The following is a 15,500-nucleotide window of genomic DNA, read 5'->3' as shown; positions in this document are numbered from 1 at the left end:
CGATGACCGGCCAGGAGAGTTACGACGTCGTGGTCGTGGGCGGCGGCGGCTCGGGCGCCCCGCTCGCCGCACGGCTCTCCGAAGACGCCGGGCGCAGCGTGCTGCTGCTCGAGGCCGGGCCCGCGCCGACCTCGGCCACCGGGTTCCCGGCCGAGCTGCTGGCGGCGGGCACCATCCGGGGCGCTGACCCCGCGCATCCGCAGAACTGGGCCTTCGCTTCGCACCTCACGCCGACGCGGCCGTATTCGATCGCGCGCGGGCGCATCCTCGGCGGCTCGACCACGACCAACGGCGGCTACTTCGTGCGGGCCCGCCGGGCCGACCTCGACGACTGGGCGGCGTCGGGCAACGAGCAGTGGGGCTGGGCGGAGTGCCTGCCGTTCTGGCGCGCGCTCGAGAGCGACGAGCAGTTCGGCGCGGATGCGCTCCACGGCGACGCGGGGCCGATGCCGGTCACGCGGGTGCTGCCCGGGCATCCGGTCACCGCAGCCTTCTCGGCGGCCTCGGCGGAGGCCGGCTTCCGCGCGGAGCCCGACAAGAACGGCGACGAACCCGAGGGGCACGGGCCGCTGCCGATGAACGTGCGCGACGGCGTGCGCTGGAACACCGGGCTCGCCTACCTGCTGCCGGCGCTCGGCCGGCAGAACCTCGAGGTGCGGGGCGGAAGCACGGTGCGGCGGGTGCTGTTCTCGGGCACGCGCGCCGTGGGGGTGGAGTTCGCCGACCGGGCGGGTGCGGTGCACGCGGTGCGGGCCCGCGAGGTCGTGCTCGCGGCGGGGGCCGTGCTGTCGCCGCAGCTCCTGCTCGTGTCGGGCGTCGGGCCGCGCGCCGAGCTCGAGCGGCTCGGCATCGAGGTGGTGGCCGACTCCCCCGGCGTGGGCGCCGGGTTCAGCGACCACCCGCAGGTGCAGCTCGCCTGGCGGCCCCGGCCGGGAGCGCCGCTGGGCGCCGCCGAGGGCCGCGCGATGGAGAGCGCCCTGAACGCGACGGTCGCGCTCGACGGCCCGGGTGCGAGCGGCGGCGAGCGCCTCCCACCATCCGCCGACGGTCGCAGCGACGGGGCCGATCACGCGGGACGCCCCCACCCGCACGCGCTCGGGCGCGGCGGCGAGCTGCTCGCCGAGATCGAGGTGCTGCCGATGCTGAAGCCGATGGGCACGCTGCTCTCGGGGCGCGACGAGCCGGGAGCGCCGCTCGTGTTCCTCGTGGCGGTGCAGAACCCCGGGTCGCGGGGGCGCATCCGGCTCGCCTCGGCCGACCCGGCTGCGCGCCCGGTGATCGACTACGACTACCTCGCGTCTCCCGCCGACCGGGCCCGGATGCGCGCGGCCGTCCGCCTGGCCGCCCGCGTCGCCGAGGCGCCCGCGTTCGCGGAGGTCTCGGCGGGGCTCGAGCTCGACGCGGCCGTGCGGGCCGACGACGATGCGCTCGACGCCTGGGTGGCGGCGACGCTCGGCACGGCCCTGCACCTCAGCGGCAGCGCCCGGATGGGGCCTGACGACGACCCGGGCGCCGTGGTCGACCAGTGGGGGCGGGTGCGCGGTGTCTCCGGGCTCCGGGTGGCCGACACCTCCATCCTGCCCGCGGTCCCCCGTCGCGGCCCCGCCGCCACCGCGGTGCTCGTCGGCGAGCGCATCGCCGCCTTCCTCCGCGGTGAGTGACCAGGCCGCACTGACGCCCCCCGGCGGGGCGGTGGCAGACTGAGGGCATGGCCAGCGATCCGCAGCACGCCCTCTCGTTCGGCACCGAAGCCGCCGCCTACGAGCGCGGTCGGCCCGGCTACCCCGACGACGCGGTGGAGTGGCTGCTCGGCCGGGCCGCCACCGACGACGGCGCCCTGCCTGACGTGGTCGACCTCGGCGCCGGCACGGGCAAGTTCACCGCCTCCCTCCTCGGCCGGGCCGCGAGCGTGACCGCCGTGGAACCGGATGCGCAGATGCGCGCCCGTCTCGAGCAGGCGCTGCCCGGCGTGGTCGCACTGCCCGGCACCGCCGAGGCCATCCCCCTCGGCGAGGACTCCGCCGACGTCGTGACGGTGGCCCAGGCCTGGCACTGGGTGGACGTCGCGGCGGCCTCGCGGGAGGTGGCGCGCATCCTGCGGCCCGGCGGAGTGCTGGCGCTGGTGTGGAACATCCGCGACGACTCCGCCGACTGGGTGGCCCGGCTCGGCGAGATCATGGGCTCCTCCGCGGCCGAGCAGTTCGACAGCGTCACGCCGCCGCTCGGCGAGCCGCTGACCCGCGACGCGTACGCCGAGTTCCACTGGACCAGCACGCTCGACCACGACCAGCTCCTCGCCCTCGTCACCTCGCGCAGCTACGTGATCGCCCTCGGCGAGGCGGAGCGGCACGCGCTGCTCGAACGCATCGAAGGACTGCTGCGCACGCATCCGCAGCTGGCCGGCCGCTCGCACTACGAGCTGCCCTACCGCACCCGCGTCACCCTCGCCCGCGTCTTCTGACGCTGCGCCGTGACGGCCCGCACCGCGCGATAGCATCGGGCAATGGCTGTCATCACCCTCGAGCGTCCGCAGCGCAACACGGTCGTCCGCTCGTTCGCCGGCCACCTCGAGGTGGCACCGGATGCGGCCTTCCGGGCTCTCGCCGAGCACTTCGCCCCGATCGCGGGCTACGCCGGGAGCGCCGACACCGGCTGGGCCCTCATCGACGAGGCCAGCCGCACGATCGTGGTGCAGGGCTCCTGGTGGTACCGCGGCGAGTACCGCGTGCTCCCCGAGCCCGGCGGCGCCCTCGTCGAGCACGAGATCGTGAACGTCGCCCCCCGCTGGCACCGGGCCGGCCCGCTCGCCGGCCGCCGCGTGATCCGCGAGGCGCCCGGCGCGTTCCAGGCCCTGCTCAGCGGCGTCGCATGACCGTGGCCGACGGCGTCGGCTTCCGCTCGAAGCGCGGCCCCATCCTCATCGCCCTGATGGTCACCACCGGGCTCGTGGCCATCGACGCCACCATCCTCGCCACCGCGGTGCCCTCGATCGTCGCCGACCTGGGCGGCTTCTCGGCTTTCCCGTGGTTGTTCTCGATCTACCTGCTCGCCCAGGCGGTGTCGGTGCCCATCTACGCGAAGCTCTCCGACGCGGTCGGCCGCAAGCCCATCATCCTGATCGGCATCGGGCTCTTCCTCGCCGGCTCGGTGCTCTGCGGCTTCGCCTGGAGCATGCCCGCGCTGATCGCGTTCCGCGCGCTGCAGGGGCTCGGCGCGGGCGCGGTGCAGCCGATGGCCATCACCATCGCGGGCGACATCTACACCGTCACCGAGCGCGCGAAGACGCAGGGCTACATCGCGAGCGTCTGGGCGGTCTCCTCGGTGATCGGGCCGACGCTCGGCGGCGTGTTCTCCGAGTTCGTGAGCTGGCGCGCGATCTTCTTCGTGAACATCCCGCTGTGCATCCTGGCCGGCTGGATGCTCATCGGCCGCTTCCACGAGAAGATCGAGAAGCGCCGGCACAGCGTGGACTACGCGGGCGCGGTGCTGCTCGCGGTGGGCATGAGCGCCGTCATCCTGGGGCTGCTCGAGGGCGGCCAGGCCTGGGGCTGGAACTCTCCGCCGAGTTTCGCGGCCTTCGGCCTGGGGGTGCTCGCGCTCGTGGCCTTCCTGCTGGTGGAGCGGCGAGCGCCGGAGCCCATCCTGCCGCTGTGGATCTTCTCGCGGCGGCTCATCCTCACCACCACGCTGCTCGCGCTCGGCATCGGGGCGATGCTCACCGGGCTCACCTCCTACGTGCCGACCTACCTCGAGGGCTCGCTCGGGGTGTCGCCGCTGGTCTCGGGGCTCGCCCTGGCGGCGCTCACCCTCGGCTGGCCGGTCGCGGCCTCGCTCTCCGGGCGCGTCTACTTCCGCATCGGCTTCCGGCCCACGGTGCTCATCGGCATCTCGCTCTCGGTCATCGGCACCCTCGTGCTCGCCGTGTTCGCGGGCACTCCCTCGGTGGCGCTCATCGCGGCGACCTGCTTCGTGATCGGCTTCGGCTTCGGCTTCGTCGCGGCCCCCGGCGTGATCGCCGCGCAGTCGAGCGTGCCCTGGCACGAGCGCGGTGTGGTGACGGGGGCGAACCTGTTCGCCCGCTCCATCGGCAGCGCGGTCGGCGTGGCGGTGTTCGGGGCGATCGCGAACGGCATCCTGCAGACCGTGCCGGGAACCGAGCCCGACGCGGCGGCCATCGTGAGCGCGGCCGGCGCGGTGTTCATCGCGGTCGCCGTGTGCGCCGTGCTCACGGTCGTCGCGGCGGTGGCGATGCCGAACACGCGCGTCGAAGACGTCGAGCGCACCACCGCCGAGCTCTGAGCGCTATCGTTTCAGCATGCCCGACACGCTGCTCCCGGCCGAGCCGGCCAAGCGGCGCCGCCGGTTCTCGATCAACGCCGTGCTCGACAACCTGTTCTTCATCGTGGCGGGTGTCGCCGCCGTGTGGCTCGCCTACCTGGTCCTCACCGAGGGCTTCGCCTCCGGATGGGCGCAGATCTGGTTCTACCTCGTGTTCTGGCTCCTCGTGGCCTACATCGCGCTGCCGCGGCTGCACCGCATCCTCACCAACATCTACGTGCCGAACTACTTCATCGGCCGCACCCGCACGAGCGACGGGCTGCTCGGCGACCCGGTGAACCTCGGGCTGCTCGGCTCGGAGGAGCAGCTGCACACCGCGATGCTCGCCGCCGGCTGGACCCGCGCCGACGACCTCTCGCTGGCGAGCGGCCGGCGCATCGTCACCTCCACCCTGCTGCGGCGCAGCTACAACGAGGCGCCGGTGAGCCCGCTCATGCTCTTCGGCCGCAACCAGGACTTCGCCTACCAGCAGGAGGTCAAGGGCAACCCCGCCAAGCGCCACCACGTGCGCTTCTGGCGCTGCCCCGAGGGCTGGCTGCTGCCCGGCGGGCACTCCACCGACTGGCTCGCCGCCGGCACCTACGACCGGGCCGTGGGCTTCTCGCTCTTCACCCTGCAGATCACGCACAAGATCGACGAGAACACCGACATCGAGCGCGACCACATCGTGGCCACGGTTCAGGATGCCGACCCCGCGGTCGCCGTGAGCGTGCTGAAGGACTTCGCCACGGGTTACCACTCCCGCAACGGCGGTGGCGACACGATCGTGACCGACGGCGACCTGCCGATCGTCGACCTCTCGGCGGTGACTCCGAGCCCCCGGGCCGTCGCCGAGGCGCAGGCCGCGGTACCGACGCCCCACGAGGCGCCCGGCAGCATCCCTCGGCTGCAGAAGCGCGTCACCCGCCCCGCGCAGATCACCTTCGGCGCGGTCGTCGTGCTGCTGCGGGCCACGGTGCCGCTGCTGCTCATCGCCGCCATCCTGCTCGACTGGCAGAGCGTGCGCAGCACCCTCATCGTCGACCTGGGAGACAACACGCCCACCTCCGTGGACACGCAGGATGTCGCGCTCTGGGTGCTGATCATCGGCGCCGCCCTGTTCGGCCTGGCCGAGACGCTGTTCGGCCTGTTCGTGTTCTTCGGCAGCAACGTCGCGCGCATCGCGGTGATGTCCTTCAGTGTCATCAACATCGTCATCGCCGCCGTCGAGCACTTCCACGGCGGCGCGCCGATCACCCTCGGCACGAACCTGATCGGGGTGTCGCTGGACATCCTGATCCTCACCGCGCTCTCGAGCAGCCGGGCGCGCGACTACGCCCGCCGCCCGCGCGACAAGAAGGCGGCCCGCGCGGCGGTCTAGCGGCCGAGCGGGTCAGTCGGCGGTCGCGGAAGCCGGCACACGCACCTGGAGGGCGCCGGGCGCGATCCAGGTCTTGAGCGCCTTGGCGCGGCCGAAGGGGTCGCCGTCGAGCTCGATCTCCTCGGGCCGCGAGAGACGCAGCACGAGCTCGCTGCCCGTCAGGTAGTTGAGCGCCCGCACCTCCTTGGTGAGCCCCATCAAGCGGCGCCCCACGGTCGAGCGCCGCAGCACGCCGTTCTCCCAGAAGATCTTGGTCATGATCTGCACCCAGCCGATGAAGCCCTCCGGCCGCAGCAGCACGATGTCGAAGCGGCCGTCGTCGACGGCGGCATCCGGCAGCAGCAGGATGTTCGCCGGCAGCGAGCCGCAGTTGCCGATCATGATGGTGTGCGCCCGCACCGCGCGGGTGCCGGTGCCGTCGAGGTCGTAGCGGATGCGCAGTTGGTTCTTGTCGCGCAGCACCGTCGCGATGGCCTTGACGTAGGCGAGCCAGCCCACCTTGGCCTTGAGCTCGTCGTCGGTCGCGGCGAGCATCTTCGCGTCGAGGCCGAGCCCGGCCATCACGAGGTAGGCGTGCCGGGTGACGGAGTCGTCGTCGTGCCGGATGCGGATGATGCCGAGGTCGATCGCCCGGTTCTCGCCGCGGAACGCGGTCTCGAGCGAGTTCGGCACGTCGTCGAGCGTCAGGTCGAGGTTGCGGGCGAGCAGGTTGCCCGTGCCGGAGGGCAGCAGCGCGAGCGGAACCCCGGTGCCCTCGAGCGCCTCGGCGACCGCGCGCACGGTGCCGTCGCCGCCGGCGGCGATCACGAGATCGACCCCGGCCTCGACGGCCTTCTTCGCGGGGCCCTGGCCCGGGTCGTCCTCCGCGGTCTCGAGCCAGAGGGTCTCGGCCCAGCCGGCCGCCTTCTCCTCGGCGGCGACGGCGGCCTCGAGGGCCTCCAGGTCGACCTTGATCGGGTTGTAGACGAGGGCGGCTCGGGGCGTGGTCACCCTCGCGACCGTACCAGGATGCCCGTGCCTCCGCCCGTCAGAGGGCGGATGCCGGCGGTGCCGTGAGTTCGGGGAAGGCGTCGCCGAACAGCGCGCGCAGCGCGGCGGCGCAGGTCTCGAGATCGCCGTCCATGTAGGCGTTCACGGCGCGACGGGCGCTCGACGCGGCCCGATCGATCGGGAACTGCGCCTCGATCACCCGCGCGAGCGAGCCGCAGGCCCGCACCATCTGCGTCTGACTCGGGCTCGTGATGTCGGGCAGGTTCACGAGCGAGTCGACGGCGAAGCGCTCCCACAGCCAGCACAGGTCCCAGAGCGTGCTGAACGAGCGCTGCTGGAGGGCCTGCAGGATGGCCGCGGTCTCGAGGTAGTACGACGAGGCCGCGATGCCCTGCCCGTGCTTCCAGGCGATCAGCAGCCGGATCAGCCGGCGCAGCATCCCGTCGTCGTCGATCCGGGAGAGCAGCACCGGGCGCGCGGCCGGGCGGTGGCGCACCCAGCGGTGGGCGGCATCCGGAACCCAGAGCACGTCGCCGGCCTCCTCCGGCGCCTCGAACGCCGGGATGAGCCGCAGACCAGGACTGCCGTGCTGCTCGACCAGCACGTCGGCGTCGGGCGAGGTGCCGAGCTGCCCGACGGTCTCCCCCATCACGAAGGACGGCACGGCACCCCGCACGGTCTCGACCGCCCGCGCGAACGACTTGGGCTTGCCTCGCAACACCACGAACACGTCGAAGCGACTGACCGAGCGCACCGCCGTGCCGTGCGCGTGAGCACCGGTGTCGACCAGGCGCAGCACCTTCGACTCGGTCGCGAGGGCCGTCGCGGCGCGCTCGCGGAGGGCGAGCAGGGCATCCTGCTCCCCGGCTGTCGGGCGCAACGACTGCTCGAACGCTCCGAAGGCCTCGTCGATCCCGTCGGCCACGGCGCCTCCCTCCTGGCTCGAATCTACTCCCGAGCCGCGCGCTCGCGCGGATTCAGCGGGAGCGTTTGCGCTTCGCGGTCCGCGCGTAGCTGCGGTCGGCGAGCTCCCACAGGTCGAACTCGCGCAGGCGCCGCATCCGCTCGTCGCGGTGCCGCCGGTAGTCGTCGTCGACCACGATCTCGGCCGAGCCGCGCACGTCGTCGAGGCGGTTCGCCACCTCGCGGCTGATCTCGTCCCACGCGCGGGCGCGGGCGTCCTCCACCAGCTCGGCCAGCTTCGCCTCGTCGCCGGCGTCGCTCCGGATGCCCTGCGCCACCTCGGTGTACACGGCGCGCCGGGCGCTCAGCAGCCCCAGATCGCGGCGCTTGTAGTCGTGCTCGTGCCGGGCGGCGCCCGAGGCTCGCCGGGCATCGGCGATGGATTCGTCGGCGTGCACCGCGTTCTGGTCCTGCTCGCGGGCGATCGTCTCCAGGGCGTCGCGCGCCTCGGCCATCGCGTTCTCGCGGTCGAACGGCCGCCCGTCGCGCAGGGCGGACACGATGAGCCGGTTCTTCAGAGCCATCACGACCGAGAACCGGGCGATCACGAGCCCGTCGGTGACGGCCGCATCCATGTCCTGGGGCTGCGGGGGCTCGGGGGCATCGACGGGCTCGCCGGTGGCCAGCCAGCGCGGCCCGGAGCCCTTGGCCTTGCCGCGCTCTCGCCGCTTGCCCATGGTGCCCCTCTCGTGCTGCCCCTCCAGGATAATCGCCGTAGCCGCTGCGACCGGCTCATCCAGAACTTTCGCTTTGAGAAAACTTTCATGATGTGCAAGAATTGAGGCGTGAACGACGACACCGGCCTCCGGGAGCGCAAGAAGCGCGAGACTGCGCGGGCCATCGAGGTCGCCGCGGTCGAGCTCGCCGCCGAGCACTCGCTCTCGGCCGTCACCATCGAGGCCATCAGCGCCCGCGCCGACGTCACGAGCCGCACCTTCTTCAACTACTACGCGAGCAAAGAGGATGCCGTGCTCGGCCTCTCGAAGCTCCCCCGCCCGCAGTTGCCCGAGCTCGAATCCGTGGCCGGCGTGTCGGTGGTCGAGACTCTGCTCAATGCTCTGCTCGAACTGGTCGGCTCCTTCGACATCGGCACCCCGGAGTTCCAGGCCAAGCGCCGCGCGGTGGTGTTCGAGAACCCCTCGCTGCTGGTGGCCGACTTCCACACCCACGGCACGATCGAGACCGATCTCGCCGAGCAGGTGGAACGGCTCCTCGCCGCCCAGGGCGAGGTGCCCGCCGCCGAGCGCAGCGCCCGCGCCTGGGGCGCCGTCTTCCTGGTGGGCAGCGTGGCGAGGCTCGCCCTGCACACCTGGAGTCACGAGACCGGCGCGCGCCGGCCGCTGACCGAGCACCTCTCCACCGCCTACGAGACCTTCCTCGCCCTCGGCCGTTCGGCCGAGCCGCGCATCCCCTCACTCCCCGCCCGCCACTCCTAGCCCCGAGGACGCCCCATGACCACGAGCCCCGACGTCGACGACGTCTCCGACCGCGACGCCGTCGCGACGACCACGAAGCCCGGCGGCACGGACGGGCGCGCGCCGGCCACCGCCACCGCCGATCCGACTCCGTCGAAGCTCACCCCGCGCCGGGTGAACCTCATCTTCGGCGCGCTGATGGTGGCGATGCTGCTCTCGGCGCTCGACCAGACCATCCTCGGCACCGCCCTCCCCACCATCGTGGGTGAGCTCGACGGCGTGAACCACATGCTCTGGGTGGCCACCGCCTACATCCTCGCCTCGACCGTCGTGATGCCGGTCTACGGCAAGGTCGGCGACCTCATCGGACGCAAGTCGCTCTTCCTGATCGCCCTGTCGATCTTCGTGCTCGGCTCCATCATCGGCGGCTTCGCCAACTCGATGGAGTGGCTGATCGCCGCACGGGCCATCCAGGGTCTCGGCGGCGGCGGACTGATGATCCTCTCGCAGGCCATCATCGCCGACGTCATCCCCGCCCGCGACCGCGGCAAGTACATGGGCTTCATCGGCGTGATCTTCGGGCTCTCCTCGGTGGCGGGCCCGCTGCTCGGCGGCCTCTTCACCGACACGCTGAGCTGGCGCTACGCCTTCTGGATCAACGTGCCCCTCGGCATCGCGGCGATCATCGCAGCGGCGGCGTTCATCCAGCTGCCGAAGATCGTCAACGCGGTACGGCCGAAGATCGACGTGGCCGGCATGGTCACACTCGCCATCGCGGCCGCCGGCCTCGTGCTCACCGCCTCGTGGGGCGGCACCGAGTACGACTGGGACTCGCCCGTCATCATCGTGATGATCGTGGTGACCGTGCTCGCCGCCATCGCCTTCGTGTTCATCGAGCGCGCGTCGAGCGAGCCGGTGCTGCCGATGTCGCTGTTCAAGAACCGCAACTTCACCCTCACCACGCTCGGCGGCCTCGCGATCGGCATCTCGATGTTCGGCGCCATCGGCTACATGCCGACCTTCCTGCAGATCGTGAACAGCGTGAACGCCACGCAGTCGGGCTTCATGCTGCTGCCGATGCTCGGCGGCCTGCTCGTCACCGCGATCGGCGGAGGCTTCCTGGTCACCAAGACGGGCCGCTACAAGTGGATGCCCATCACCGGTTCACTCATCATCGCGCTCGCCCTGGTGCTGTTCTCCACCATGCGGGCCGACACCCCGCTCTGGCTGATCCTCAGCTACCTCACGATCCTCGGCCTCGGCATCGGGCTCGCCATGCAGGTGCTCGTGCTGATCGTGCAGAACTCGGTGCCGCACTCGATGGTGGGAACCGCGACCGCGGGCAACAACTTCTTCCGCGAGATCGGCGCCTCCCTCGGCTCGGCCATCGTGGGCTCGCTCTTCGTGGCGCGGCTCACCGAGCAGCTCGCGTCGTCGGCAGCCTCGCTCGGCGGCGGCGGCGCGGTGCCCACCGACACGAACTCGCTCACCCCGGCCGCCATCAACGCGCTGCCGCCCGAACTGCACCAGATCATCGTCGACGCCTACTCGAACGCGCTGAGCCCGGTGTACCTCTACCTGGTGCCGCTCATGCTCGTGGCGGCGCTGCTGCTCTGCTTCGTGAAGGAGATCCCGCTCGCCACCACCACGGTGCAGGCCGAGGCCTGATCCTCCTCGCGAGTCGCCAAAAAACGCCCCAYAACTCGAGTCTTGGGGCGTTTTTTGGCGAGTCGCGAGGAGGGGGTCAGCCGCCGACGACGGGGCCGAAGGCCTCGGGGAGGGCGGCGCGGTGCGTGCCCGAGAGCTCGGCGAGCGGCACCTCGAACAGGCCCTGCACCTCGAGCGAGCCCGAGAGCGCGTCGGTCACGCCGATGCGCAGCGCCGGAACCCCGCGTCCGGCGCAGAGCCCCACGAACTTCACGTCGTCCTCGCGCGGCACCGCCACGAGAACCCGCGCGCTGGACTCGCTGAACAGGGCGTCGGATGCCGACACACCGTCGCGCGCGATGATCTCGTCGAGCCACACCCGGGCTCCGATGCCGAAGCGCAGCACCGACTCCGCGAGGGTCTGCGCGAGTCCGCCGTCGGAGAGGTCGTGCGCCGAATCGATGAGCCCCTCGACCGCGCCCGCGCGCAGCAGGCCGGCCAGGTTCTCCTCGGCGGGCAGCGACACCACGGGCGGGCGGCCGCCGAGGTGGTCGTGCACCACGCCGGCCCAGACCGAGCCGTCGAGCTCGGCCCGAGTGGTGCCGAGCAGATAGAGATTCGACCCTTCGTCTTGCCAGCCGGAGGGGATGCGCCGGGCCACGTCGTCGATCACGCCGAGCACGGCGACCACGGGGGTGGGGTGGATGGGCTGCGAGCCGGTCTGGTTGTAGAACGACACGTTGCCGCCGGTGACCGGGATCTCGAGCTCCAGGCATCCGTCGGCCAGGCCCTCGACGGCCTGCGAGAACTGCCACATGACCTCGGGGTTCTCGGGGCTGCCGAAGTTGAGGCAGTCGGAGACGGCCACCGGGGTGGCGCCCGTGACGGCGACGTTGCGGTAGGCCTCGGCGAGGGCGAGCTGCGCGCCGCGGTAGGGATCGAGCTGGCAGTAACGGCCGTTGGCGTCGGAGGCGAGGGCGAAGCCGAGGCCCGACTCCTCGTCGACGCGGATCATGCCGCCGTCGTCGGGGAACGACAGAGCGGTGTTGCCCATCACGTAGCGGTCGTACTGGTTGGTGATCCACTCCTTCGACGCCATGTTCGGCGAACCGAGCACGCGCAGGAACTGCGCGCGGAGTTCGGCGCCGTCGACGGCCCGGGGCAGACGGGAGGCCGAGTCGGCCTGCAGGGCGTCGATCCAGGCCGGGTAGGCCACGGGCCGCTCGTAGACCGGCCCGTCGACGGCCACCGTGCGGGGCTCGACGTTGACGATCTCTTCGCCGTGCCAGTTGATGACGAGCCGCCCGGTGTCGGTGACCTCGCCGAGCACACTGGTCTCGACGTCCCACTTCGCCACGACGGCCAGGAAGCCCTCGAGCTTCTCGGGGCGCACGACGGCCATCATGCGCTCCTGGCTCTCCGACATGAGGATCTCCTCGGCGGTGAGCGTCGGGTCGCGCAGCAGCACCTTCTCGAGCTCGATGAACATGCCGCCGTCGCCGTTGGAGGCGAGCTCGGAGGTGGCGCAGGAGATGCCGGCGGCTCCGAGGTCTTGGATGCCCTCGACGAGGTCACCCGCGAACAGCTCGAGGCAGCACTCGATGAGCACCTTCTCGGCGAAGGGGTCGCCCACCTGCACGGCGGGGCGCTTGGTGGGACCGCCGGCCGAGAAGGTGTCGGAGGCGAGGATGGATGCTCCGCCGATGCCGTCGCCGCCGGTGCGGGCCCCGAACAGCACGACCTTGTTGCCCACGCCTCGGGCGTTGGCGAGGTGCAGGTCTTCGTGCCGCAGCACGCCCACGCTGAGCGCATTGACGAGGGGGTTGCCCTGGTACACCGGGTCGAAGTAGGTCTCGCCGCCGATGTTCGGCAGGCCCAGGCAGTTGCCGTAGAACGAGATGCCGCTCGTGACGCCGTGCACCACGCGAGCGGTGTCGGGGTTGTCGATGGCGCCGAAGCGCAGCTGGTCCATCACGGCCACGGGGCGGGCGCCCATCGAGATGATGTCGCGCACGATGCCGCCGACGCCGGTCGCGGCGCCCTGGAACGGCTCGATGTAGGAGGGGTGGTTGTGGCTCTCGACCTTGAAGGTCACCGCCCAGCCCTCGCCGACATCCACCACTCCGGCGTTCTCGCCCATGCCCACCATGAGGTTCTTCTTCATGGCGGGGGAGACCTTCTGGCCGAACTGGCGCAGGTAGATCTTCGACGACTTGTAGGAGCAGTGCTCGCTCCACATCACCGAGTACATCGCCAGCTCGCCCGAGGTCGGGCGGCGGCCGAGGATCTCGCGGATCTTCGCGTATTCGTCGGCCTTCAGGCCCAGCGCCTCGTAGGGCTGCTCCCTCTCGGGGGTCGCGACGGCGTTCTCGACGGTATCGGCATTGCTCACGCGGCCAGGACTCCTTGAGTTGCAGGGGGGTTGAGTGCAGGGAGGGATGCGCCTCGATTCTACCCGGGCCCGCGCCGGCGACGGTCGGTGGCCGGGTTACCGGGCGCTGCCCTCGAGCGTGCCCGTCACCTGGCCCGAGGGGTCGCCGATGCCGCAGGTCACCAGGCGGTCGCCCGAGCTCCACGAGCTCTCGCTGGGCATGAGGTAGGTGTAGTCGAGGGCCGAGGACTCGTAGGGCGCGCCCACGAATGCGGCGAACGCGTCGTAGCAGCTCTTGTCGGCGGCCGCATCCATCTTGTCGTCGCCCGGGTAGCTGCCGTCGTTCGTGTCGGGCACCTGCACGTTGGCGTACACCTCGTAGTCGTGCGGCACCGCGCAGTCGACCACCGGGACCTGGGTGATGGATGCTCCGCCCTGGTCGAGGATGCAGTCGCCGATCTGCAGCGAGGCCGCGTCGGTGAGCGTGCCGCCGTCGGTGCCGCTGTCCGGCCCGGCGCCCGAACCGCCCGAGCTGCTGCTCGAACCCGATCCGGCGGCGATCCCGCCGGCCACGAGTGCGCCGAAGCCCGCGGTGAGCGTGATGACGAGACTGATCACCGCGACGAGCACCCCGATGCCCGTGAGCACCGAGCCCACGATGACGCCGGCGAGGGCGGGCCCGTTGCGGAAGCCCGCCTTCTTCGACTGGTTGAGCGCCACGATCGAGAGGATGAGGCCGATCACGTTGGCGAAGATCGCCACGATCAGGCCCACGATGCCGAGCGTCTTGCCCGGGAAGTCGGCGGGCGCCTGCGGCGGCGGGCCCGCCCAGCCCTGACCGGGGCCCGGGTAGGCGTCCGGTCCGGCGACGGGCAGTGCGACCGGATGCTGAGCGGCCTGGTCCGGCGTGGCCGGATACTGCGGGAGCGGGGGAGCCGGTGTCTCGTCGCGCGGTTCGCCGCCGTCGGCTGACTGGTTCATCGATCTCCTTAACGAGCGCCGTCGAGCCGCACGGGATTGCGGCGGCTCATCTTCGACGCTACCAACCAGGAGCGACCTCGGCTACGTCAGGCCGCCACTGCGGGCGTGTGCGGACCTCATCCGCCGAGCGCCTCCGCCACGGTGTCCCACCAGTCCTCGGACGCCGCTCGGGCTTCGACCGCGCGGGCGAGACCGGTCTGACGGATGCGGTCGCGATCCGCCCAGTGGCGGAGCAGGCGCCCGGACCGATCGGCGGCGAGCACCTCGTCGAGCGGCAGCACCGCATCCTGGCCGAAGTTGCCGAAGGCGCCGCTGAGCTTCACCCGCGTGTACTCGTCGACCGAGAGGCCGACTCCCGGCACTCCGCCCGAGGCGGAGAACACGGCCGGGTGGTAGCGGCTGGTCACGACGAAGGAGGCGGCGCGGGCGAGTCGCGCCGCGGCGATCGAGTCGGGCGGGACGACGGCGCGGGAGGGAGTGGACATCGCGGCGGCGACGCGCTCGTGCAGCACGGAGTCCCCGCGCAGCTCGCCGGCGCGGAGCGACCCGAAGTGGGCGACGAAGAGGATGCCGAGCCCGGTCCCGTCGGCGAGGCCGTCGAGGAGGCGCGCCGCGGCGCTCACGAAGCGCTGCGGGTCGGCGCCGCCGAGGTGGCTGGAGAACGTGACGGCGCAGTAGCCGGAGGGCCAGGATGCGGCATCCGGCCCCGCGGCCTCCGCCGGCGCGGCGCCCTCGCGGTCGCCCACGAAGCTCGCGTCGTCGACGCCCGAGTGCAGCCGCGCCTCCGGCACGCCGAGCTCCCGCGCCAGCGCGGCGGAGTGCGGCTCCCGCGCCCCCGTCAGCCGGGCCGAGTCCAGCATGCCGGCGACGAGCGCGCGATCGGCGCCCGACAGCTCGGGGCCGAAGGTCTGCCCGCTCACCACGAACGGCGTGCCGGTCACGGCGGCCACCCGGGCGAGCGTCGCGCGCTCGAAGACGTGGAGCGGCCAGGTCGAGGCGAGGTTCCCGCCACCGGTCACCAGAACGCCGTCGGCGGCGCGGACGGCGTCGATCACGGCGTGCGCCGGGTCGGAGGCCGGCAGGAGGCCGCCCTCGCCGGCCGCGGTGCGCTCGACCCGGCGCATCCGCTCCTCGTCGGCCGCGCGGTCGAACGACGGGCCGGAGCTGAAGCCGATCCGCGCCAGCGCGGCGACGCCGTAGCGCTCCGCGGTCTCGGCCGGATTGGCCGAGATGGCGCTGACCTGCCGGGCTCCCCGCAGGCGCAAGCGGTGCAGGGCCTCGTCGAACATCGCCTCGTCGCCGATGTGGATCATGTCGTCGACCACGCCGACGTCGCCGATCATGAGAAGTCTCACCGCTCGCCCTCCCGCTGCCGGATCGCGCGCCGGCAAACGGGGTAACGCTACTGCACGAAGGGAGCCCGCCGGCATCATGC

Annotated in this window: 13 protein-coding genes; 7 read left to right on the top strand and 6 right to left on the bottom strand. The window is 72.1% G+C overall.

The features are described 5' to 3' along the window. The first annotated feature begins 2 nt into the window (after positions 1-2). From VD659_RS04900 to VD659_RS04880, 5 genes are read left to right on the top strand one after another with little or no spacing between them, the layout of a single operon-like run. Positions 3-1,661, top strand: coding sequence for a GMC family oxidoreductase (locus VD659_RS04900; protein WP_423259996.1), 1,659 nt, complete (start codon positions 3-5; stop codon positions 1,659-1,661). A 47-nt stretch (positions 1,662-1,708) separates the two neighbouring features. Further along, positions 1,709-2,461: a class I SAM-dependent methyltransferase gene (locus VD659_RS04895; protein WP_423259995.1), complete on the top strand. Its 753-nt coding sequence runs from the start codon at positions 1,709-1,711 to the stop codon at positions 2,459-2,461. Positions 2,462-2,503: 42 nt separating this feature from the next. Continuing rightward, positions 2,504-2,872 carry a hypothetical protein gene (locus VD659_RS04890; RefSeq protein WP_423259994.1) on the top strand — a complete coding sequence of 123 codons (369 nt, stop codon included), beginning with the start codon at positions 2,504-2,506 and terminating at the stop codon, positions 2,870-2,872. After that, positions 2,869-4,299: an MFS transporter gene (locus tag VD659_RS04885; protein WP_423259993.1), complete on the top strand. Its 1,431-nt coding sequence runs from the start codon at positions 2,869-2,871 to the stop codon at positions 4,297-4,299. Before VD659_RS04890 ends, VD659_RS04885 begins: the two co-directional genes overlap by 4 nt. Before the next feature lie 16 nt (positions 4,300-4,315). Continuing rightward, the gene (locus VD659_RS04880) at positions 4,316-5,698 is read left to right on the top strand and encodes an LssY C-terminal domain-containing protein (RefSeq protein ID WP_423259992.1); all 1,383 of its coding nucleotides are present in this window, start codon (positions 4,316-4,318) and stop codon (positions 5,696-5,698) included. A 12-nt stretch (positions 5,699-5,710) separates the two neighbouring features. On the opposite strand, the gene VD659_RS04875 is transcribed toward VD659_RS04880, so the two are convergent. Genes VD659_RS04875 through VD659_RS04865 form a run of 3 tightly spaced genes read right to left on the bottom strand, consistent with a single transcriptional unit; the run spans position 5,711 to position 8,328 of the window. Then, entirely contained in the window at positions 5,711-6,688 is a 978-nt protein-coding gene (locus VD659_RS04875; RefSeq protein ID WP_423259991.1) for a diacylglycerol/lipid kinase family protein, read from the bottom strand. Between the two features lie 37 nt (positions 6,689-6,725). Beyond that, entirely contained in the window at positions 6,726-7,613 is an 888-nt protein-coding gene (locus tag VD659_RS04870) for a hypothetical protein (RefSeq protein ID WP_423259990.1), read from the bottom strand. Positions 7,614-7,665: 52 nt separating this feature from the next. Next, positions 7,666-8,328, bottom strand: coding sequence for a hypothetical protein (locus tag VD659_RS04865; RefSeq protein ID WP_423259989.1), 663 nt, complete (start codon positions 8,326-8,328; stop codon positions 7,666-7,668). A gap of 108 nt (positions 8,329-8,436) precedes the next feature. On the opposite strand from VD659_RS04865, the gene VD659_RS04860 reads away from it, so the two are divergent. Together VD659_RS04860 and VD659_RS04855 are read left to right on the top strand one after the other, a co-directional pair. Next, entirely contained in the window at positions 8,437-9,087 is a 651-nt protein-coding gene (locus tag VD659_RS04860; protein ID WP_423259988.1) for a TetR/AcrR family transcriptional regulator, read from the top strand. Between the two features lie 15 nt (positions 9,088-9,102). Further along, on the top strand, positions 9,103-10,734 hold the full coding sequence (locus VD659_RS04855; RefSeq protein WP_423259987.1) for an MDR family MFS transporter: 1,632 nt from the start codon (positions 9,103-9,105) through the stop codon (positions 10,732-10,734). Between the two features lie 76 nt (positions 10,735-10,810). Here the strand turns inward: VD659_RS04855 and purL are convergent, their stop codons facing one another. From purL to VD659_RS04840, 3 genes are all read right to left on the bottom strand, one after another. After that, positions 10,811-13,105 carry a phosphoribosylformylglycinamidine synthase subunit PurL gene (gene purL / locus VD659_RS04850; RefSeq protein WP_423259986.1) on the bottom strand — a complete coding sequence of 765 codons (2,295 nt, stop codon included), beginning with the start codon at positions 13,103-13,105 and terminating at the stop codon, positions 10,811-10,813. A 96-nt stretch (positions 13,106-13,201) separates the two neighbouring features. Continuing rightward, positions 13,202-14,065, bottom strand: coding sequence for a septum formation family protein (locus VD659_RS04845; protein WP_423259985.1), 864 nt, complete (start codon positions 14,063-14,065; stop codon positions 13,202-13,204). Positions 14,066-14,181: 116 nt separating this feature from the next. Then, complete coding sequence (locus tag VD659_RS04840) at positions 14,182-15,420, bottom strand: polysaccharide pyruvyl transferase family protein (protein ID WP_423259984.1); 1,239 nt, start codon at positions 15,418-15,420, stop codon at positions 14,182-14,184. Positions 15,421-15,500 lie beyond the last annotated feature (80 nt).

This window comes from Herbiconiux sp. 11R-BC, assembly GCF_049472555.1.
In the GTDB taxonomy this organism is placed as follows: Bacteria; Actinomycetota; Actinomycetes; order Actinomycetales; family Microbacteriaceae; genus Herbiconiux.
This window is presented reverse-complemented; position numbering and strand designations above follow the sequence as displayed.